The organism is Silanimonas sp. (assembly GCF_027531545.1).
In the GTDB taxonomy this organism is placed as follows: domain Bacteria; phylum Pseudomonadota; class Gammaproteobacteria; order Xanthomonadales; family Xanthomonadaceae; genus Silanimonas.
On sequence record NZ_JAPZSC010000031.1, the window covers coordinates 1 to 19,121 of the forward strand.

Sequence of the window (19,121 nt, forward strand, 5' to 3'; positions counted from 1 at the left end):
ATCGACTCGATCGCCGCCCACTGCGACGGGTACTGGTCCTTGGCGTCGAACACCATGCGCACCGCGCGCTCGATCACCTCGGGGGAAAACTTCGGGGACTTCCTCATCTTGGCTCCATTCTCAATCGAAGGAGCCTCCTCAGAATCCGGGGCGGTTCAGTTCGGCCAGTCTGCGCTGGGCCTCGGCAACACGTGACAACTGCACGCGCCTCACGCGACCGTGCCTACAGCAGCGCTGGCGCGAACCGAAAACCCACTCGTCCCCTTCGTGCTGCAGCGTCAGCGCATCCCACTGCGTGTCGGCGCGGCACCTTTCCTATCGATACATGAATCACGAGACCACGCATCCACCCGGCACAGGCTTGGCCAGCTGGCCTCTCAGAACCCTGTTGGGCTGGGCTCTGCTGGCAACTGGGCCCTTGTTGGCCTGGCCTGGCGGATGGGTCGTGCTGCCGGCGTTTGCCAGCGCGACAGCTGGTTGGTTGCTGCTTCAGCGTCGGACAGTTGCGGAGCCGTCGATCATGGTTGAGCCCCCGGCATACGCGCCAACCCCGGATGCTCGCGCTCCGGCCGCGGGTCGTGTCGGCGCCGAGGTCATGGTCACCGAGGTTGTCCCGGTGTGGGCGCGGCAGATGGAGGCGACCCGCGACGTCGTCTCGAGCGGGCTTCAGGAACTGCTTGATTCGTTCAGCCGGACGTCAGGGTGCTTGGAGGATCTGGGCCGGACGTTGGACTCACTGCAGGTTGGTGCCGAGCCCGGTGCGATTGACCAAGCACTGCGCCGCGAGTCGGGTGCGCTGGACGCGCTCACCGAGGCCAGCCGTCGAGCCTTCGAGGAGCGCGACACCATGCTCGCGGAACTCGGCCGATGTGTCGATGCCATCGGGGAGTTGGAGCGCTTGGCGAAGCAGACTCGCGAGATCGGTCGCAGCACACGGCTGGTGGCGTTCAACGCCTCGATTGAGGCCAATCGCCAGCAAGGCGGCCGCGCGGACAGCGGCAGCCTGGCGGTGGCCAGCGAGTTGCGGGCGCTGGCCGGCCGAATGGCCGAGACGGGCGAGCAGATCGAGCAGGTGGTGGCGCGACTGCTGGGCAGCATCTCCGGCCCGCGTCGGGGCTTCGAAGCCGCCGACACGAGCATGCAGGAACTCCGGATGGAGATAGACCTTTGCGCCCGCGCCGCGTTGGGCGCGCTGCTCGGTTCGCTTGGCAAATCGCTGTCGGGCAATCAGTCGCTGCGCGATACCAGCCGCGAACTTGGGAAACAGCTCGAGACGGCGTTCGTGAACTTCCAGTTCGGTGACCGGGTGTCGCAGATGCTGAGCATCGTGAGCAACGACATGGTGAGTTTCGCACGCTGGGTCGCCGAGAACCCCCGCTGCACCCAGACCGATGCAGCCGCGTGGCTGGCAGCTCTGGAGGCTAGCTACACGATGGAAGAACAGCGCTCCACCCATCATGGCAATGTGCACGTGAACAACAGTGCCAGCGTCGAGTTCTTCTGATCCAGACCATAGGCAACCTACCCATGAGCAAGACCGTAATGATCGTTGACGACTCCGGCAGCTTTCGCACCGTCGTCAAGCTGGCGCTTCAGAAGTCCGGGTATGAGACCGTCGAGGCGGTGGACGGCCAGGACGCCGTTACCAAGCTGGACGGGCGCAAGCTGAACCTCATCGTCTGCGACGTGAACATGCCCAACATGGATGGGCTGTCCTTCCTGCGGCATCTGAAGACCACGGGTTCGTACAAGTTCATCCCAGTGATCATGCTCACCACCGAGAGCCAGGAAGCCAAGAAGGCCGAGGGCAAGGCTGCAGGCGCCCGCGCATGGATCACCAAGCCCTTCCAGCCCAGCCAACTGGTCGACGCCGTGAACAAGCTCTGCGTCTGACTCCGCATCATGACACGGACGATCCTGCTCATCGACGACTCTCCCAGCGTGCGCACGCTCATGCGCGGCGCGCTGGAACGCGAGAACTTCAGCGTGGTCGACGCCGGCGACGGCGAGGAGGCGATGGACAAACTCGACGGTCAGCCATTCGGCCTGATCGTCAGCGACCTGGCGATGCCACGGATGGACGGGTTGTCCTTCCTGCGCTGGCTACGCGTACACCCGCGCTACAAGTTCACGCCGCTGCTGATTCTGACCACCGAGACCCGCAAGAAGGTGAAGGAGTCGGCCCGCCAGATGGGCGCCCAGGGCATCCTGGCCAAGCCCTGCACCCCTACGCAGCTGGTCACCGCCGTGCAGCGGCTGTGCCGTTGAACCAGGTCCACCATGTCGACAACCCACCTACTGGCCCTCGGCCCCGAGATGACCATGCCAGTCGCTGCCGCTGTACGCAGCCAGCTGGTCGAAGCGCTGAACCGTGCAGGACCACTGAGTCTGGACCTAGGCGGCGTCTCCGACTTCGACAGCAGTGGCATTCAGCTGCTACTGGCCGCGCGTCGCAGCTTGGCCGCACGCGGCGACTCGCTCAACCTGCACGCGGCCAGCGCCCCAGTGCGGGATGCGCTGGCGATCTATGGCCTGGGCGACCTGCTCAAGCCTGCAAAGCCCTGAGGAGTACAACATGACGAGCGACGACGACGCAGAAGTAATTGCTGCCGCACGGGCCGGCTTCCTGGACGAAGCCGCCGACATGCTGCAACAGTTCGAAGCCGCACTGCTGGTGATGGAAAGCGACCCCGGTAACGCCGAGAACCTGAACGCGGCATTCCGAGCGGCACACACCATCAAGGGCACTGCAGGACTGTTCGGCTGCGACGCGGTGGTGTCCTTCACGCACGAGGTCGAGACGCTGATGGAAGCGCTGCGCTCGGGCGACCTGGCCGTCAGCGACGCCATCTCGGCGGCGCTTCTCGAGGGCCGCGACCAGATGGAGGCCCTCATCGACGAAGTGCGGACCGGGGCCTGCGACCCGGAGGTACGGGCGCGCAGTGTCACGTTGGGGCAACGCTTGCAGCAGCTGCGCCGCGGCGACGCCGCCGACCATGGCGAGGGCGCCGCCGAGTCGACAGCCACGGCCGCCGCATCCAAGGACGAGACCGCCGGCGCAGGCCTGTGGCACATCTCGCTGCGCTTCGGTCCCGACGCACTGCGCAACGGCCTCGATCCGCTGGCCTTCCTGCGCTATCTGGGCAAGCTGGGCCGCGTGGTCCATGTGCACACCCTGACGGACGCCGTACCCCCGCTGGCCGCACTGGACGCCGAGTCCTGCAACCTGGGCTTCGAGCTGCGCCTGCTGACCGAACGGAACCGACAGGACATCGAACAGGTTTTCGAGTTCGCACTCGACGACTGTGCACTGGCCATCCTGCCGCCGGACGCCGGAGTGGCCGAGTACGAGGCCTTGCTGACCGAACGATGCGGCGGCGACGACACGGCGGCCGCTGCACTGCGAGCCATTTGGCACCGCCAGGGTGTCAGTCTGCAAACGGACGAAGCCCCACTCGCGGCCGCGGCACCGGAGACCGCCGAGATGGCAACAGCCGCGCCGGCTGCGCTCTCCGCGCCAACCCCCTCAGCGCTCGAGCGCCGTGGCAGCGGATCGGACCGCCGATCAGCCACAGGCCGCCGCGGTGATGAGGCGCGCTTCATCAAGGTACGTGCCGACAAGCTCGACCGTCTCATCGACCTGATCGGCGAGCTCGTCATTGCCGGTAGCGGTGCGCAGATGGCAGCCAACGCCGAGGGCAGCGCGAGCTTCCTGGAGGCCGCGCAGCGCGTCAGCGACCTGGTACAGGCCACGCGCGACGGCGCCCTGAGCCTGCGCATGGTGCCCGTGGGAGAGACCTTCAGCCGCTTCACGCGCGTGGTGCGCGACATCAGCAAGCAGCTGGGCAAGGAGATCGAGTTGATCGTCACCGGGGGCGATACCGAGCTCGACAAGAGCATGGTCGAACTCATGGGCGATCCGCTGATGCACCTGGTGCGTAACAGCCTGGACCACGGCATCGAGGGCCCGGACGAGCGCACCGCCGCCGGCAAGGCACGCGTCGGCCGGCTGGGTCTGAACGCTTATCACGAGGCCGGCAGCATCGTCATCGAGGTCAGCGACGATGGCCGGGGCCTTGCGCGCGACCGCATCATGAAGAAGGCCGTGGAGCGAGGCTTGGTGGCGGATGGCTCCGCGCTGTCCGACCCCGAGGTCTGGCAATTGATCTTTGCGCCGGGCATCTCCACCGCCGAGCAGGTGACCGACATCTCGGGTCGCGGAGTGGGCATGGACGTGGTCAAGCGCAACATCGAGGCGCTGCGCGGCCAGATCAGCCTCGCCAGCACCGAGGGGCGGGGTACCACGACGCAGATCCGGCTGCCACTGACTCTGGCCATGATCGACGGATTCCTCACCCTGGTGGGCGGCGTGCACTACGTCCTGCCGCTGTCGGTGGTGAGTGAGTGCATCGACCTGCCGCACGAGTGCCAAGAGCACCCCGACCGCACTGCCGGCACCTTCGACCTTCGGGGCGAAGTGCTGCCCTACCTGGACCTGGCTCTGTTCTATGGCGCTGAACCAACCGCTGACGCTGTGCGGGGTCGTCGGAGCCTGGTGGTGGTGCGCCAAGGCGCCGTGCGCATCGGCCTTGTCGTCGATCGGCTGCTGGGCGAGCACCAGACCGTGATCAAGCCGCTGGCGGGCATCTTCAAGCCCTTGGAGGCTCTGGCCGGCTCCACCATCCTGGGCTCGGGCGACGTGGCGCTCGTGCTTGACATGCGGGGCCTGCTGGCCGCGGCCATCCGGCCCGGCTCTACCGGCGCCCGCGCCCGTACCGCCACGCCCGCTCCTGCCACCGCCATCAGTCCCATTCGGGGCGAATGAGCCGGTGCAGCCCTTCCCAAATCTTTACCGCACCCAACGCGTACCCCAGAGAGGACTGCCGTGAAACACATCCTTCGTTCCATGCAGCTGTGGCAGAAATTCGCCACGCTGGGCATCATCGGCGCGGTCATGACCGCCGTGCCCACCTATCATGTGATCAAGGCGCGCAATGCCGAGATCGCCGTAGCCAAGAGTGAGGAAGCCGGCATCGGCCCCGTTCGCTCCGCCGTCGCGCTGCAGCGGGGCCTGCAGACGCACCGTGGCTACTCGGGGATGGTGCTGGGCGGCAACGCCGCCTCGGACGGCGACCGCAAGGTCCGCGCCACCGAGGTCGCAACGGCCCTTGCGACCCTGAACAAGCAGATGGTCGACCTGGCCTACACCTTGCCGGTCGACAGCTCCAAGGCGCTGAAGAACGATTGGGACCGGTTGCATCAGCAGGTCGACAGCCGCAGCATCACGCCGGCCGAGAGCTGGGCGGCGCACGGGGCCCTCGTGCAGGCCAACATCACCCTGATCGATCAGGTGGCCGATGCTTCAGGCCTCTCGCTGGACCCGGTGTCCGAGACCTACTACCTGATGACGGCCATGGTGGACCACCTGCCGCGCCTGGCCGAAGTGCTGGCCATGACCCGAGGCATGGGCGCGCAGATGCTGGCGGCCAAGGAGATCACCAGCACCGAGCGGGCTAGGCTGGCGCTGTTTGCAGAGCAGGCGCAGTACCTTCGCTCGAGGGCGACCGCGCAGATCGACAAGGCGGTCAGTATCGATCCGGGCCTCAAGGCGCAGTTGGCCAACGTGGTGACGGCGGCCGCGGAGTCCGACCGCTTCTTCAAGCTGGTCGAGAAGGAACTGCTGAGCGGCACCAAGTCGTCCTTGACCCCGATGGACTACTTCCGCGCCGGCACGCAGGCCCTGGACGCCCAGTACAAGCTGCTCGACGAGACGGCCACCGCACTCGACAACAAGCTTCGCGACCGCATCGAGGCAACCCAGCAGGCACGCAATCTCCTGCTGGCGCTGCTGGCTGGGCTGGGCGCCGTCGCCGTGGGCCTGGGCTTCGCCATCTCGCGTTCGGTCACCAAGCCGCTGGGCCACGCCGTGGAGGCGGCCAACGCAGTGGGGGAGGGCAACCTTGAGTTCCCGATCGCCACGACCGGTCGCGACGAGGCCGCGAAGCTCCTGCAGCGGCTGGCCGACATGCAGGGCCAGTTGCGCCAGCGCCGGGTCGAAGACAGCGAGCGGCTGGCCGCCACCGAGTCGGCCGCCCGCGCCGCGAGCCAAGTCGCCGAGGAGATTGGTGCCGCCGTCGACGGCGCCACCCAGGGCGACTTCACGCGCCGCATCGCGCTCGAGGGCAAGGAAGCCTTCCACGCCGACCTCTGTGGGAAGTTCAACCAGCTCGTCGACACCGTCAGCGGCACTATCCGCGAGGTGCGCGCCGCAGCCAACCAGCTCAGCGCCGCCAGCGGGCAGGTCACCCAGACCAGCCAGAGCCTGAGCCACGGTGCCAGCCAGCAGGCGGCCAGCGTGGAGGAGACCACCGCCTCGCTGCAGGAGATCAGCGCCAGCGTCAAGGGCAACGCCGAAAGCGCCAACGTCACCGATGGCATCGCCACCAAGGCCGCCAAGGAAGCCGCCGACGGTGGTGCCGCCGTCGGCCAGACGGCGGAAGCCATGAAGTCGATCGCCACCAAGATCAGCATCATCGACGACATCGCCTACCAGACCAACCTGCTCGCGCTGAATGCCGCCATCGAGGCCGCGCGCGCCGGCGAGCACGGCAAGGGCTTTGCGGTCGTGGCCGCCGAGGTGCGCAAGCTCGCCGAGCGCAGCCAGGTGGCTGCGCAGGAGATCGGCAGTCTGGCCTCGCACAGCGTGGGCCTTGCCGAGAAGGCCGGCACGCTGCTGTCGGGCATGGTCCCTGGCATCCAGAAGACCAGCGAGCTGGTGCAGGAAATCGCGGCAGCCAGCGGCGAGCAGAGCGACGGCGTCGCGCAGATCACGGGCGCCATGAGCCAGCTCAGCAGCGCCACGCAACAGACCGCCAGTGCGAGCGAAGAGCTCAGCGCCACGGCCGAGGAGCTGTCGGCCCAGGCTGAACAGCTGCAGGAGTTGATGAGCTTCTTCCGCCTCGCCGACGACGGCACCGAGGCCGCAGGCCCGCTGTCACGGGCCGGCGCGGCGCGGCCGCGCGCCACGCGCGCGGCGCCACCCGCATCCGGCGCTCTGCGCTTTGGTCATGCCACGAAGGCTGCCGCGCGACCCGCGCCCACCCTGTCGGACGACACCGTCGACGAGGCCGCGTTCGGACGTTTCTGAGCCAACCCCGGGGCGTCGACACGCCCCGCACACCGCTGAACGCCATGCTCCAACCCCTCAACTCCCTGCCGTCCACTGCCATCCCGGGCGGCACCGGCCATGACTCCGATGCGCCGCTGTCGCTGCTGCGCATGTCGGTGGGCGACGAAGCTCTGGCCGTCTCGATCGACGACGTGCGCGAGATCCTGCAGGTCGCACGCCTGACCCCGCTGCCGCGCACGCCGGACTTCGTACGTGGCGTGATGAACCTGCGCGGCGCCGTGGTACCCGTGATCGACCTGTCGGCGCGGCTGGGCGGCCCCGCCACGGTGACCGGGCGCCGCTCGTGCATCGTGGTCGTGGACGCCACCGACGCGGCCCCGGCCAACGCCGCTGGCAACGACCCAGACGGCCCCGGCCAACCGTTCACCGTGGGGCTGCTGGTCGACGCGGTGTACGAGGTGTTCGACCGTGCGGCGCACGAAGTCGAGTCCGCGCCCGCGCTCGGCACGCGCGTAGCCCCGGGCTTCCTGCGGGGCATCACACGCTCGGGCGGGCAGCTGATCGGCGTGCTGGCGCTGCAGCACGTGCTGGCCGCCGATGAGCTCTCCAACGCCATCGCCGCCTGGCGCACGCACTGAAGGACTGCCCATGACCGCGCTGTCGCGTAAAGCCTTCGAGGCCGTCACGCAGCTGTTCCATGAAGCGTCGGGCATCCGCCTGGGCGACAACAAGGAAGCCTTGGTCGCCGGTCGCCTGCAGCGCCTGGCCCAGGAGGCCGGCGTGGACGACCTCGAGGTCTATGTCGAGCGCTTAGTGCGCGGCCACGCCCCGGCCGCCGAGATGACCCGCGTCATCGACAGGCTGACCACCAACGAGACCTATTTCTTTCGCGAGCCCCAGCACTTCAATGATCTGGCCGAGCGGCTGCAGGCGCACCAGGCCGCGGGCGGCGGCGAGTTCAGTGTGTGGAGTGCCGCCAGCTCCAGCGGCGAAGAGGCCTACAGCGTCGCGATGCTGATGGCCGACCAGCTGGGCGACGGTCCCTGGCAGGTGTGGGGTACCGACCTGTCGACGGCCATGGTCGACAGCGCGCGCCGCGGCGTCTACTCCATGGAGCGCGCCCGCCTGGTGCCGCCTGACTACCTGCGACGCTTCTGCCTCAAGGGCCATGGCAACCACCGGGGCGATCTGCTGGTGAGCAAAGCGCTGAGGCAGCGCGTGCACTTCCTGCCGGGCAACCTGATGGCCGATTTGCCGCAGCTTCCGACGTTCGACGTGATCTTCCTGCGCAACGTGCTGATCTATTTCGACAACGAGGCCAAGTCGCAGATCGTGCGACGCGTGCTGCAGCAGCTCAAGCCCGACGGGGTGCTCTACACCGGCCATGCCGAGTCGCTGTCGACGCTGAACCTGCCGGTGCGGGCCTTGGCCACCGCGATCCATGTCCGCGCCTGAACGGACGACCTTGGCGCTGCGCATGGCACGTGCAGCCGAGCGCGTCTCGCGCGGCGGCGTGCGCACGGACTCCGCAGCCTGCGCGCACACAAGACGCTCGCAGATCCCGGCACGCCCGGGCGAGCACCTGACGCTGATGCCGGGTCAGCTGCACTTCGGCGGCCATGCAGCGACCTTGCGCACGCTGCTGGGATCGTGCCTGGCCGTGACCTTGTGGCACCCCGAACGGCGGCTGGGCGGCATGTGCCACTTCCTGCTGCCCTCGCGCCAGCGCAAGGAGGACGAGCCGCTCGACGGCCGATACGGCGACGAGGCGCTGGAGGCCATGGTGAGCATGCTGCGCGCCACCGGATGCGCGCCAGCCGACTTCCAGGCGCATCTGTACGGCGGCGCCGACACCATGCCCGAAGGCAGCTCGCTGAAGTTCAACGTGGGCGAGCGCAACATCGAGCAGGGCTTCAACCTGGTCGACCGCTACGGCTTCCAGATCCACGGCGTCGATGTGGGCGAAGACGTCCCAAGAACCGTGGTGCTGACGCTGGCGACCGGCGAGGTCACCATGCGCCGGGGCCAAGGCACGGCGCCGCAACCCCACCTGCAGTCCAGTCCTCATCGGAGCAGAACGTGAACGAACGTCGCATCAGCGTGATCGTGGTCGACGACTCGGCCGTGGTGCGCAAGCACTTGGCCGACACGCTCACCGCGGCAGGCATCGAGGTCATCGCCGCCGCGAGCGACCCCCTGTTCGCCTGGCCCAAGATGGAAGCACGCTGGCCCGACGTGATCGTGCTCGACGTGGAGATGCCGCGCATGGACGGCATCAGCTTCCTGCGCAAGGTCATGAGCGAGCGGCCGACCCCCGTGGTGATGTGCTCCACGCTCACCGCAGCGGGAGCCACCACCACGCTGCAGGCGCTGGCCGAGGGCGCGGTCAGCTTCGTCACCAAACCCAAGCTAGGACTGCGCGACTTTCTCGGCGATCCCAGCAATGGCCTGGTCGCCGCGGTGCGCACGGCGGCCCAGGCCCGCGTGCGCAAGTCGCCGCCGCCGGCAGCCGGCTCGCCGGCTGCCGGCGCCCTGAAGCGTCCGCCAGCCGCACCGCTGCCCGCCGCACTCCGCGCCATGGCCGAGACCACCGACCGCGTACTGGCCATCGGAAGCTCCACGGGCGGCGTGCAGGCCATCGAGAGCGTGCTGACCGCCCTGCCCCGCACCACACCGGGCATCGTCATCGTTCAGCACATGCCGGAGTCGTTCACCGCCGCGTTCGCCGCCCGGCTGAACAGCCTGTGCGAGCTCGACGTCCGCGAAGCGCGCGACGGCGACCGCGTGATCCCCGGACGCGTGCTCATCGCTCCAGGGGGCCGTCACATGCAATTGGTGCGCAGCGGCGCCCAGTATCTGGTCACCGTGCGGGACGGCCCGCTGGTCAACCGCCACAAGCCCAGCGTGGACGTCCTGTTCCGCAGCGTCGCTCACCACGCGGGCGCCAACGCCGCCGCCGTTCTGCTCACCGGCATGGGCGACGACGGCGCGCGGGGTCTTCTTGAACTGCGTCAGGCCGGCGCCCACACCGCGGCACAGGACGAGGACACCTGCGTGGTCTTCGGCATGCCCCGCGAGGCCATCCGGCTGGGTGCCGCCGCCGATGTGGTGCCGCTGCACGAGGTGCCGGGCTGGCTGCAGGCGGCGGGCCACGCGGCCGCCACCACCGCCGTCACTGCTGCCGGGCCCTGAACAGCCAGTGCGCTTTACCGCTTTTCGCACCGATGCCGGGATGGCTCAAGAGCCAGCATCGCGCTTCGACGCCCAACCGTCACCGCCTACATGAGCGACCGCACCCAGAACCGCCATACCCACTGGGCCTACGCCCGGATCCATCAGGCCATGGCGCCCGGCGAGCGGCTGATGATCCGCCTGCGCTTGCGCAGCAAGCTGGCGCTGCTGGGGGTTCTGATGACGGTTCCCCTGCTGCTGCTGGGAGCGCTCAGCCTCCGCGACCTGTGGCGGCAGCTCGACATGGCCGAGCGAGAGACCGCGGGTCTGCAGGCGCTGGGCCTGCTGGTCAGGATCGTTCCCGAGCTGCAGCTGCAGCGCGCGCAGGCGATGGCCGACCCGGTCTCGCCGACGCAGGATCCGGCACACCACCTGGCCGCGAGCCGGCGCGTCGTGGACGAGGCGCTGCCCGCGCTGGACCAGGCCATGGCCGCCGAGGCGTTGGCCCCGGCCCGCGAGCCCTGGCAGACCCTGCATCAGCGGCTGAATGCCAGCGCCGGGGGCGCCGGAGGTGGCTTCACAGCACAGTCCGAACTCCTGGATGCCACGATTCTGCACATGCGGCTGGTGGCCGAGGTCTCGGGGCTGGTCCTGAACGACGATGCAGTGGCCTACCAGATGATCGACTTGCTGGTGAACGTCGACCCGCAGCTCGCCGAGGCTTTGTCCAGGACGGTGGCACTGGGTGGCGCTGCGCTGGCCACGCAGGGGGTCAGCATGACCGAGCTCGCACAGGTGCTGGCCGTCGGCCAACTGGCCGCCCGGATGCAGGCGAACCTGCACGCCCGGCTGGAGGCCCTGGCCCGCCACGACGGTGAGGCGCCGGGCTCGGCGGCCCCGGCCCGCGCGGCCGTGGAGCAGTTCATGCGGGACGTGGATGCGCGCTTCGGTACATCCGGCGTGGGCGGGGACGCGGCTCGCTTTCGCGCCGATGGAGACCACGCCCTCGCACTCGTCCATGCCTTGCAGCGCGACCTGATCCTGCGGCTGCAGGCCCACCAGACCCAGAGGGAACGCCTGCTGTGGCTCAAGATGGGCGCGCGGACGGCGGTCATGCTGGCCGGCCTGGCGGTGATGATGTACCTGATCTCGGCCTTTTTCGTCAGCTTCCACCGTTCGCTGGACCGCTTGCATCGCGGCACGGCCGCCATCGCGGCCGGCAATCTGGCGCATACCTTGCATGTTTCCGGCCGCGACGAACTGGCCGAGATCGGCGGCATCGTCGAGTCCATGAGCGCCCGGCTGTCGACCCTGGTGGCCGAGATCCGCACCAGCGCAAGCTTCGTCAACCAGACCGGGCAGCAGGTCAGCGTCAGCAGCACGCGCCTGGCCGCCCGGACCGACGAGCAGGCCGGCAGCCTGCGCAGTTCGGTCGCCGCGATCAGCAGCCTGTCGGTGGACATGGCGCGGAACGCCAAAGCCGCGCACGAGCTCGACGAGCTCGCTCAGCGCCTGACGGTCCAGGCCGAGCAGGGCCACCTGTCCATGCGGGAGACCGTGCAATCCATGCTGCAGCTGCAGCACGCCGTCGAACGCGTGTCCAAGGTGGTCCGGGTGATCGACGAGGTGGCGTTCCAGACCAGCATGCTCTCGCTGAACGCGGCCATCGAGGCGTCGCGCGCCGGGGACAGCGGGCGCGGGTTCGCCGTCGTGGCCATCGAAGTCCGCCAGCTGGCGCAGCGCTGCGCCGACTCGGCCGAAGAGATCCGAAGGCTGATTGGCGAGACGGGCGCGCAGGCGCATCAGTCGACCGAGATGCTGGATGCCGCCAGCAGCAGCCTGGACGCCGTGGTGCGGGGGGTCCGCGACATCTCGAGCGCGCTGCGCGGCATCTCCGACCACAGCACGCAGCACAGCAAGGACCTGCAGCTGGTCACCCACGCCGTGGGCAATCTGGACGAGATCACGCGCGAGAACGCGATGCTCGTGGAGCAGTCGGCCACCGCGTCGCATGCGCTGGTAGCCCGCGCTGACCGGCTGCGCGACGCCGTGTCATCGATTCGCCTGCGGCAGGGGTCGGCAGACGAAGCGCTCAGCCTGGTCGAGCGCGCCCTGGCGCATGTGCAGGCGGTGGGGCGGGACCGCGCGGTCGCTGACTTCCACGATCCCGCGGGCGCCTTCATCGACCGCGACCTGTACGTGTTCGCGTTGGGTCGCGACGGGCGCTACGTGGCCTGCGGCGCCAAGCCAGACAACGTCGGGCAGCTGTACAACGTGACGAAGGGGCTGGACGCTGCCGTCTTCCAAGCCGCGTGGGCGGCGGCCGAGTCCGGTGGCGGCTGGGTCCAGTACACCGTCGTGGATCCCTTGACGAAGCGGGTCAAGCCCAAGGAAAGCTGGATCGTGCCGCTCGACGAGGAAACGCTGCTGGGGTGCGGCGTGTACCGGAGCGCACCGGTCGACGCGGCCGTGAAACCGCTGCCCCCGCCGGCGAGCGAGCCCGCACGGCCTGACCACCCGACGGCCGAAGCGGTGGCCTGAGCACCGCGCGCGACGCCCAACCGCAGGCGCAGCGCCGGCAAGCTCTCAGAGCGCTGCTCAAGTCATCGGCCGGGCGGGCCGATACAGCCGACACAGTTCGGGTTCTACCAGCCCGCCCACGACCTCCGACGGCACCGCCGCGAACGAGCCTTCCATGATCAAGCCTGCCCACCCAGCCACGTTGCTGCTGGCCACGGTCCTGGCGATGCCCGCCTTTGGCAGCACCGACGCCACCAGGGAAGACGCCGTGGCCATGGTCAAGAAGGCCGTGGCCTTCATCAAGGCCCAGGGCGCGGAGAGGGGCTACGCCGCCATCAGCGACCGCGACAGTCCCTCGATCGACCGGGGCCTCTACCTGGCGGTCTACGGCCTGGACGGCAAGTGCCTCGCCCATGGCGACAACCCCCGGCAGATCGGTCGCGACCTGATCGAGCAGAACGCCACGCTGGTCGAAGAGAGCGCCGCCGCTGCCGAGAGTCTTCGCCATCAGGCGCAGCAGCTTGGCGCGACGGTGAGCAGCTTCCGGTTGGCCAACGCGCCGGAGGGACTCGATGCGTCGCGCGCGGGCTTGGCGCCTTCCTCGATGACGGCACCGCTGCCCCTCCTCTCATGAAGCGGTGCTGCGGCTGTGAAGGCCCGATGTCTCCGCCGGCAACACCGTGCCCGTCACTGACCAGGTCGACACGCGGCAAGGGATCCCGTCGGCCGATCTCAACTCGACCCTAGGAGTCCCGATGCGCCCGAACGCTCTGAAGCTGCGACTTGCCCTTTCCACGCCAGCTGCGGCCGGCTTGGGCAAGCTCCGCGAGTACTTCGCATATCACGGAGTCTGGTCGCCGGGTGTGCGTTGTCTGCGGCAGATGACGATCCGCTCGAAGGTGCTGCTTGTGATGGGCATTCTGGCGGCCCCGATGCTGCCCCTGGCGGGGTACGTGGTTCTTGGCCAGAGTCAGGAGGTAAGGCTCAACACCCAGCGCCTTGCGGGCATGGAGCTGGCCCTCGCGAGCCTTGGGTTGCAGACCGAACTGGTTGCGACGGCCGCAGCGCTGGACTCTGGTGAGCCGAGGCCGCCCGACGCGAGGACCAGCGCGGATGCTGCACTGCGCAGCGCGTATCACGATGCCCTGCATCGCGGCCTCGACATCCGTGAGACATGGGAGCGTGGGCGGGTCGACGTCGACCGCGCCATCGCGGCGCCGATCGACCACTCGGCAGCCAGCCAACGCCTGCGGCAGGCAGCGCTGACGGCACTTCAGGATCTGCGCATCCACGTCATCTACAGCTCGGGCCTGCTGTCGCATGGCGACGGCCCTCTTCAGGCGGCCAGCGAGCTGGCGGCCGAGGTGCTTCCCGCGCTGCAAGAGGCCATCGAGAAGCTTCACCACGAGGTGCACGAGGGGGTGAGCCAAGGCCGCGGCTCCGAACCCGACCGGCACGCGCTCGTGCAGCGCCAGGCCATGGCGCTGGCCGACGTCCTGCGACTGGAACAGCAGGTCCGGCAACACGCCACCATGAGCCGGGGTGACCTGGCACAGCAGGTGAAGTCGGTCCGCGACCTCATTGCCATGGTCCAGCGCGACGTGATGCTGCCGGGCGCAAGCCCCGACCTCACCCCCTTGCGCAAGACCTATCGTCAAGCGAGTGCCGAAGTGAGCCTGCTGCGCCAGAGCCTGGCGGCGCAGGTGACCGAGCAGTTGCGGCAGCGGCAGTCCGCGGCCGTGGCGATGCGGACGCAGGTGTGCGTCGCGCTCGTGGTGGCGATTCTTCTGTCGGGCTACCTGACGTACTGCTTCTTCCTGGTCATGGGAGGCGGGGTGCGCCAGCTGCAGCAGCAGGCTCGTCGGATGGCGGATGGCGATCTGAGTGCGAGGCTGAACCCGTTGGGCCAGGACGAGGTTGCCGTCACCATGAACAGCATGTCCACGGCCTTGACGCGACTCTCCGACCTGATGGGGTCGGTCAGGCAGGGCGTCGGGGCGGTCAAGCAGGCCTCGGAGGTGGTGGCCGGCGGCAACCGCGACATCGCCGAACGGAATCAGGCCACGACACGGGCGGTGAGCAGCGTGTTCCAGGGTGTGCAGAGCAACGCCCAGCAGTTGGCTGCCTGCGGGCACCAAGTTGAGAACGTCGTGGCGCTGGTCCGGGCTCTCAGACTGGAGAGCGCCCGCAACAGAAAGCAGATGCAGCGCTTGCGTGAGCGCATGGCCTCGCTGCGCCACAACAGCGCCGAGATCGGCGAGATCGTCCGCCTGATCGACAACATCGCTTTCCGCACGAACATGCTGGCCTTGAACGCGTCCGTGGAGGCCGGCAAGGCCGGCGAGGCGGGACGCGGCTTCGCGGTGGTGGCCCACGAGGTGCGGAGCCTCGCCGCCCGAGGGGCCGATGCCGTGCGCCGAATCGGGGACATCGTCGGCCGCTCCGCGGAGGACATCGAGCTCAGCCGGGTGCTGGTGGACGAGACCGGCGATGCGCTGTCCCGAGCCGACCAGCACGTGGACAACATCCACGTTGCCATGGATGACGTGGCCAACCTGTCGCACCAGGGTCGCACGGAGTCGAACCACATCCTGGAGCAGTTGCAGCTCATCCGGAGCGACGCCGAGTTGGGACTGCAGCGCGTGCAGCAACTGGCCGAGGCCTCGAACGCCCTCCATGCCCAAGGCCAGAGCCTGGCCTACCGCATCGGGCAGTTTCGGCTGAGCTGAGGGTCAGGGTGATGCGGGCGACCGATCGGCTGTCCTGCTGTCGGCGCTGATGTGGGCCTTGGGCCGCAACCGTGACCTTGGCTTCCGGCTGGTTGTAGCGGGCGTTGTGGCAGGCGATGTAGCCGTTGCGGTCCACCGCTATGCCGAACACGAGCTTGTCGAACAGCTCCAGCAGCTTCTCCTGCACCTGCGGGAACAGGCGCTCGGCCAGCGCCACGAAGCGCGGCGCATAGGGAATTCAAACGCCCTCTGGGAGCCTCTGGGAAGCCCGACTGCGCATGGGTGGCGCCTGGGTGGCCGATGCAATGCCGACCTGGATGGCTTGGAACTGGCGTCTGCACCGTTGTCTTGTGGGGATGCGGCCGGCCCATTCGGTTCGATCGGGCTCGCTGGGTCTGAACATCAGGGTTGACGCAAAGTCCATCGGCATCGAGCCGACATGCGGCGCAGCGCCATCCTGGCTGCGGTTGTCAGCGCAGCCTGGGGCGAGGTGTCTTTGACGGTCAGCGCGGCTCGGGCAGCGAAGTCTTGCCCCGCCTCGCGCACCCGTCCCCGAGGCGGCGGCTGCGGATCCAGCCCCAGGTGGCACAGGATCTTCTCGATCACCGGCCGCTCGAGGATGGCCGCGATGATCTTGAGCCCGCCGCCGCAGTTCGGGCAATGCTGCATGTCGATGTCAAGGACCCGCTTGAGCAGCCGCGCCCAGCTGATGCGATTCGGCCGGGCCGGGACCATCTGAACCTCGCACTCGGCGGGCGCCGCGGCTTCGCTGGCCGTTTGCGCTTGTGCGGGCGGTTGCTGCGGCACCACCAGCGGCCTGAGCTTCGCGTTCGGGGCCAATACTCCTTGGTTCGCGCAGCGGGGGGCCGATCACTTCGCGCAGCGAAGCTATGCGGACACCAAACTGATGAGGTGCAACCTCGGCCGCGGCACCAACGCGGCCAGCCGCTGCATGAACTCCAGCGGGCTCATGATCACTACGGGATTCAGGGGCAAGGTCAAGCAGCTTGTCGTGGCCGCACTCGCCGCAGCGAGGCCTCAGGAAGCCGCGGGCCAGGATGCCGCACTCGAGGAAGGCGTCGGGTCGCCCGATCCCGCGCCCTCCGGCGTGCCGAGGCGGCGCGAGTGCATGCGCCGGGATCGCCCTGTTCCAGTCGAAGCGGGCCGCGGCCCCCAGCGCCGGGCCGCTCGGCGCGCCAACTTCGCGCCGCACCTCGGCGCAGATCCGGATCGGTTGCGCGCTGGCCACTGGAACGTCAAAGTAAATAGTATTAACATGGAGCCATGTCACACGTCGCGACACGCCTTCCGACAAAGGCGACGCGGGCATCGCCCGCTGGTGCCAAGCGCTTCCACCATGGCAGCCTGAAGCAGGCCTTGCTCGATGCCGCCCTCGCGGCGCCGGACATCGAAGGGCTCTCGTTGAACCAGCTCGCGGCGGCTGCGGGCGTCACGCCCGCGGCCGTGTACAGGCACTTTGCCGGTCGAGAGGAATTGCTTGCCGAAGTGGCCCGCATCGGATTCGACCGGCTGGAAGCACGCTTTGCCCAGGCGATCGATGTCCTCGGTCCGCCCGAGACTCCGGCGGCAGCGGCCCTGCGCCTTGCCAGGCTGGCGCAGGCCTACCTGGGCTTTGCCGACGACGAGCCGGCCCTGTGGCGGCTGATATTCGGTTCGAAGGCGGCCGCATACCGCGCGCGAGCGCGCCCGCTGGCGCGCCGGAACACCTACGACTACCTGACCGCCGCGCTGTCGGGCTTGCACCTGGCCGGTGTCGTCCCGCGCGCACACGACGCCCAGGACGCGCTGTTTGCGTGGAGTGCGATTCATGGCGCTGCCACTCTGCGATCGGGGCGTGTCCCCTCTGCGCTCGGGGAGGTGGGCGCGCTTGCGAACGACATCGCCACGCGGGTCATCCGCGCTCTGCAGTGACGACATGAACGCCCGCACCCAGCCCGCTGACCCAGGCCGCCCGCCCCCGCCTGCGCGCATGGGGCCGCCGTAACTCATCCTTTGGGAGAACAAAGATGATTCTTCACGATCTCACTGCCGGCATGCACCCGCGCCGGGTCCGCATCTTCCTCGCCGAGAAGGGCCTGTCGATCGAGCGTCGTGAGGTGGACGCCGCAAGCGGCGCCAACTCGCAGCCGGAATTCCTGCGCCTGAACCCGCTGGGCAAGCTCCCCGTGCTGGAACTCGACGACGGCAGTGCGATCGCCGAGTCGCTGGCCATCTGCCGCTACCTCGAGACCATGAGTCCCGATCCACCCCTCATGGGCCGCACCCCGCGCGAGGCGGCGCACATCGAGATGTGGACGCAGCGCATGGACAACGAGTTGTCACGTCCGATCGCGGAAACCTTCCGGCACGGCAATGACTTCTACCGCGGGCGCATCGAGCAGGTGCCGGAGGTGGCCACGTGGTCGCGCGGTCGCGCCGTTCAGACGATGCGATGGTTGGATGGCGAACTGGCCGGACGTCGGCACATCGCCGGTGACGAGTATTCGATGGCCGACATCGTTGCGCAATGCGCCTGCGTGCTGGGCAAGTTCACCGGGCTGCGCATTCCGCCGGAGTTGACGTATCTCTCCCGATGGTTTTCTGAGGTGACGGCTCGCCCGAGCGCCAGGGCCTAGCGGCGGGTCTCGACAGTCGCGGATGTCGAACCTGGCGCCTTGCTGTGTGACCGGCTCCGGCCTTGCCGCCGGAACGGCGATCGCGGGCGCGGGCGATGCCACCTGAACCGCGGCACCAGCGCCCGCACTGACTGCGCCTGTTGAGGAAGAGGAGGTGATGATGATGTCGAAGATCGCCGTTTTCGGCGCGACCGGGCTGACGGGCGGTCTCGTGGTTCAGCAGGCGCTCGCGCGGGGCCACGAGGTCGTCGCGCTTGTCCGAGATCCCCGCCGTCTGACGACGAAACACCCTCGCCTCGAGGTGATCGGAGGAAGCCCGATCGCGGCCAGTGATGTTGCCCGCTGCGTCCGCGGTGCTGACGCCGTCATTCACTGCCTGGGCATCGGCGGCAAGGGCGATGGCCGGCCCACGACGCTCGTCTCCGAATCCGTGCAGCTGGTGCTGGACGCAATGCAGCGTCAAGGCCTGACGCGCATCGTCTGCATGTCCAACGTCGGGGCCGGCGGAAGCGGCACGTGGTTCGCCAACCGCGTGGTCATCCCGCTGCTGCTCCGATGGCTCGTTCCCATCATCGAGGACAAGGACCGCATGGAGTCGGCACTGCGCGCGAGCCCTGTCGAGTGGATCTCGGTCCGTCTGCCCAACATCGTGGAAGGCCCCGCCAAGCCGGTGCGCGTGAGTGCCGACGGCCGGGGCATAGGCCTGTCGATCAGCGCCTCGTCTGCCGCTGGCTTCCTGCTCGAGCAGGTGTCTTCGTCCGCATACGTCCACCAAGCTCCGAGCATCAGCAATTGAGGCTCTTCTGAATTTCGTGTGGGTTACCGGGCATGAGGGTTGACCGCTGCGAAGTCGAGCTTGCCTGCGATCAGGAAGACGACGGTCCTGATCGTGTCGAAGCTGGCGAAGCCGCGCGCTCGGCGCTTGGCGGCCTGGAA

General features: G+C 68.5%; 17 protein-coding genes. 16 read left to right on the plus strand and 1 reads right to left on the minus strand.

What is annotated here, in order from left to right; genetic code table 11:
- The first annotated feature begins 520 nt into the window (after window positions 1-520).
- The 13 genes from O9280_RS14435 to O9280_RS14500 all read left to right on the plus strand — a co-directional run bounded on the left by O9280_RS14435 (window position 521) and on the right by O9280_RS14500 (window position 15,549).
- Window positions 521-1,504: a methyl-accepting chemotaxis protein gene (locus O9280_RS14435; protein WP_298344264.1), complete on the plus strand. Its 984-nt coding sequence runs from the start codon at window positions 521-523 to the stop codon at window positions 1,502-1,504.
- A gap of 23 nt (window positions 1,505-1,527) precedes the next feature.
- A complete protein-coding gene (locus O9280_RS14440; protein WP_298344267.1) occupies window positions 1,528-1,893 on the plus strand; it encodes a response regulator in 366 nt (121 codons plus the stop codon).
- 9 nt (window positions 1,894-1,902) lie between these two features.
- Window positions 1,903-2,268, plus strand: coding sequence for a response regulator (locus O9280_RS14445; RefSeq protein ID WP_298344272.1), 366 nt, complete (start codon window positions 1,903-1,905; stop codon window positions 2,266-2,268).
- A 12-nt stretch (window positions 2,269-2,280) separates the two neighbouring features.
- Window positions 2,281-2,565: an STAS domain-containing protein gene (locus tag O9280_RS14450; protein WP_298344275.1), complete on the plus strand. Its 285-nt coding sequence runs from the start codon at window positions 2,281-2,283 to the stop codon at window positions 2,563-2,565.
- Window positions 2,566-2,575: 10 nt separating this feature from the next.
- Window positions 2,576-4,825 carry a chemotaxis protein CheA gene (locus O9280_RS14455; RefSeq protein ID WP_298344278.1) on the plus strand — a complete coding sequence of 750 codons (2,250 nt, stop codon included), beginning with the start codon at window positions 2,576-2,578 and terminating at the stop codon, window positions 4,823-4,825.
- A 60-nt stretch (window positions 4,826-4,885) separates the two neighbouring features.
- Window positions 4,886-7,147 carry a methyl-accepting chemotaxis protein gene (locus O9280_RS17510; protein WP_343228766.1) on the plus strand — a complete coding sequence of 754 codons (2,262 nt, stop codon included), beginning with the start codon at window positions 4,886-4,888 and terminating at the stop codon, window positions 7,145-7,147.
- A gap of 44 nt (window positions 7,148-7,191) precedes the next feature.
- Window positions 7,192-7,767, plus strand: a complete 576-nt coding sequence (locus O9280_RS14470) for a chemotaxis protein CheW (RefSeq protein WP_298344281.1) — start codon at window positions 7,192-7,194, stop codon at window positions 7,765-7,767.
- A gap of 10 nt (window positions 7,768-7,777) precedes the next feature.
- Window positions 7,778-8,584 carry a CheR family methyltransferase gene (locus O9280_RS14475; protein WP_298344284.1) on the plus strand — a complete coding sequence of 269 codons (807 nt, stop codon included), beginning with the start codon at window positions 7,778-7,780 and terminating at the stop codon, window positions 8,582-8,584.
- 10 nt (window positions 8,585-8,594) lie between these two features.
- Window positions 8,595-9,212 carry a chemotaxis protein CheD gene (locus O9280_RS14480; RefSeq protein WP_298344287.1) on the plus strand — a complete coding sequence of 206 codons (618 nt, stop codon included), beginning with the start codon at window positions 8,595-8,597 and terminating at the stop codon, window positions 9,210-9,212.
- The gene (locus tag O9280_RS14485; RefSeq protein WP_298344290.1) at window positions 9,209-10,321 is read left to right on the plus strand and encodes a chemotaxis response regulator protein-glutamate methylesterase; all 1,113 of its coding nucleotides are present in this window, start codon (window positions 9,209-9,211) and stop codon (window positions 10,319-10,321) included. Before O9280_RS14480 ends, O9280_RS14485 begins: the two co-directional genes overlap by 4 nt.
- 90 nt (window positions 10,322-10,411) lie before the next feature.
- Complete coding sequence (locus tag O9280_RS14490) at window positions 10,412-12,841, plus strand: methyl-accepting chemotaxis protein (protein ID WP_298344293.1); 2,430 nt, start codon at window positions 10,412-10,414, stop codon at window positions 12,839-12,841.
- A gap of 154 nt (window positions 12,842-12,995) precedes the next feature.
- On the plus strand, window positions 12,996-13,454 hold the full coding sequence (locus O9280_RS14495) for a hypothetical protein (protein ID WP_298344296.1): 459 nt from the start codon (window positions 12,996-12,998) through the stop codon (window positions 13,452-13,454).
- 121 nt (window positions 13,455-13,575) lie between these two features.
- Window positions 13,576-15,549, plus strand: coding sequence for a methyl-accepting chemotaxis protein (locus O9280_RS14500; RefSeq protein WP_298344301.1), 1,974 nt, complete (start codon window positions 13,576-13,578; stop codon window positions 15,547-15,549).
- A 402-nt stretch (window positions 15,550-15,951) separates the two neighbouring features.
- On the opposite strand, the gene O9280_RS14505 is transcribed toward O9280_RS14500, so the two are convergent.
- A complete protein-coding gene (locus tag O9280_RS14505) occupies window positions 15,952-16,389 on the minus strand; it encodes a hypothetical protein (protein ID WP_298344304.1) in 438 nt (145 codons plus the stop codon).
- Between the two features lie 444 nt (window positions 16,390-16,833).
- Between O9280_RS14505 and O9280_RS14510 the strand changes: the two genes are divergently transcribed.
- From O9280_RS14510 to O9280_RS14520, 3 genes are all read left to right on the plus strand, one after another.
- Window positions 16,834-17,481: a TetR/AcrR family transcriptional regulator gene (locus O9280_RS14510; protein WP_298344307.1), complete on the plus strand. Its 648-nt coding sequence runs from the start codon at window positions 16,834-16,836 to the stop codon at window positions 17,479-17,481.
- A gap of 95 nt (window positions 17,482-17,576) precedes the next feature.
- The gene (locus O9280_RS14515) at window positions 17,577-18,185 is read left to right on the plus strand and encodes a glutathione S-transferase family protein (protein WP_343228767.1); all 609 of its coding nucleotides are present in this window, start codon (window positions 17,577-17,579) and stop codon (window positions 18,183-18,185) included.
- 163 nt (window positions 18,186-18,348) lie between these two features.
- On the plus strand, window positions 18,349-18,981 hold the full coding sequence (locus O9280_RS14520) for an NAD(P)H-binding protein (protein ID WP_298344313.1): 633 nt from the start codon (window positions 18,349-18,351) through the stop codon (window positions 18,979-18,981).
- The last annotated feature ends 140 nt before the right edge of the window (window positions 18,982-19,121 follow it).

Coding starts and splice junctions, on each gene's coding strand:
- O9280_RS14435 (WP_298344264.1), top strand. CDS start 521: ATGGTTGAGCCCCCGGCATACGCGCCAACCCCGGATGCTCGCGCTCCG.
- O9280_RS14470 (WP_298344281.1), top strand. CDS start 7,192: ATGCTCCAACCCCTCAACTCCCTGCCGTCCACTGCCATCCCGGGCGGC.
- O9280_RS14515 (WP_343228767.1), top strand. CDS start 17,577: ATGATTCTTCACGATCTCACTGCCGGCATGCACCCGCGCCGGGTCCGC.
- O9280_RS14450 (WP_298344275.1), top strand. CDS start 2,281: ATGTCGACAACCCACCTACTGGCCCTCGGCCCCGAGATGACCATGCCA.
- O9280_RS14455 (WP_298344278.1), top strand. CDS start 2,576: ATGACGAGCGACGACGACGCAGAAGTAATTGCTGCCGCACGGGCCGGC.
- O9280_RS14475 (WP_298344284.1), top strand. CDS start 7,778: ATGACCGCGCTGTCGCGTAAAGCCTTCGAGGCCGTCACGCAGCTGTTC.
- O9280_RS14490 (WP_298344293.1), top strand. CDS start 10,412: ATGAGCGACCGCACCCAGAACCGCCATACCCACTGGGCCTACGCCCGG.
- O9280_RS14495 (WP_298344296.1), top strand. CDS start 12,996: ATGATCAAGCCTGCCCACCCAGCCACGTTGCTGCTGGCCACGGTCCTG.
- O9280_RS14520 (WP_298344313.1), top strand. CDS start 18,349: ATGTCGAAGATCGCCGTTTTCGGCGCGACCGGGCTGACGGGCGGTCTC.
- O9280_RS14500 (WP_298344301.1), top strand. CDS start 13,576: ATGCGCCCGAACGCTCTGAAGCTGCGACTTGCCCTTTCCACGCCAGCT.
- O9280_RS14510 (WP_298344307.1), top strand. CDS start 16,834: ATGTCACACGTCGCGACACGCCTTCCGACAAAGGCGACGCGGGCATCG.
- O9280_RS14440 (WP_298344267.1), top strand. CDS start 1,528: ATGAGCAAGACCGTAATGATCGTTGACGACTCCGGCAGCTTTCGCACC.
- O9280_RS14445 (WP_298344272.1), top strand. CDS start 1,903: ATGACACGGACGATCCTGCTCATCGACGACTCTCCCAGCGTGCGCACG.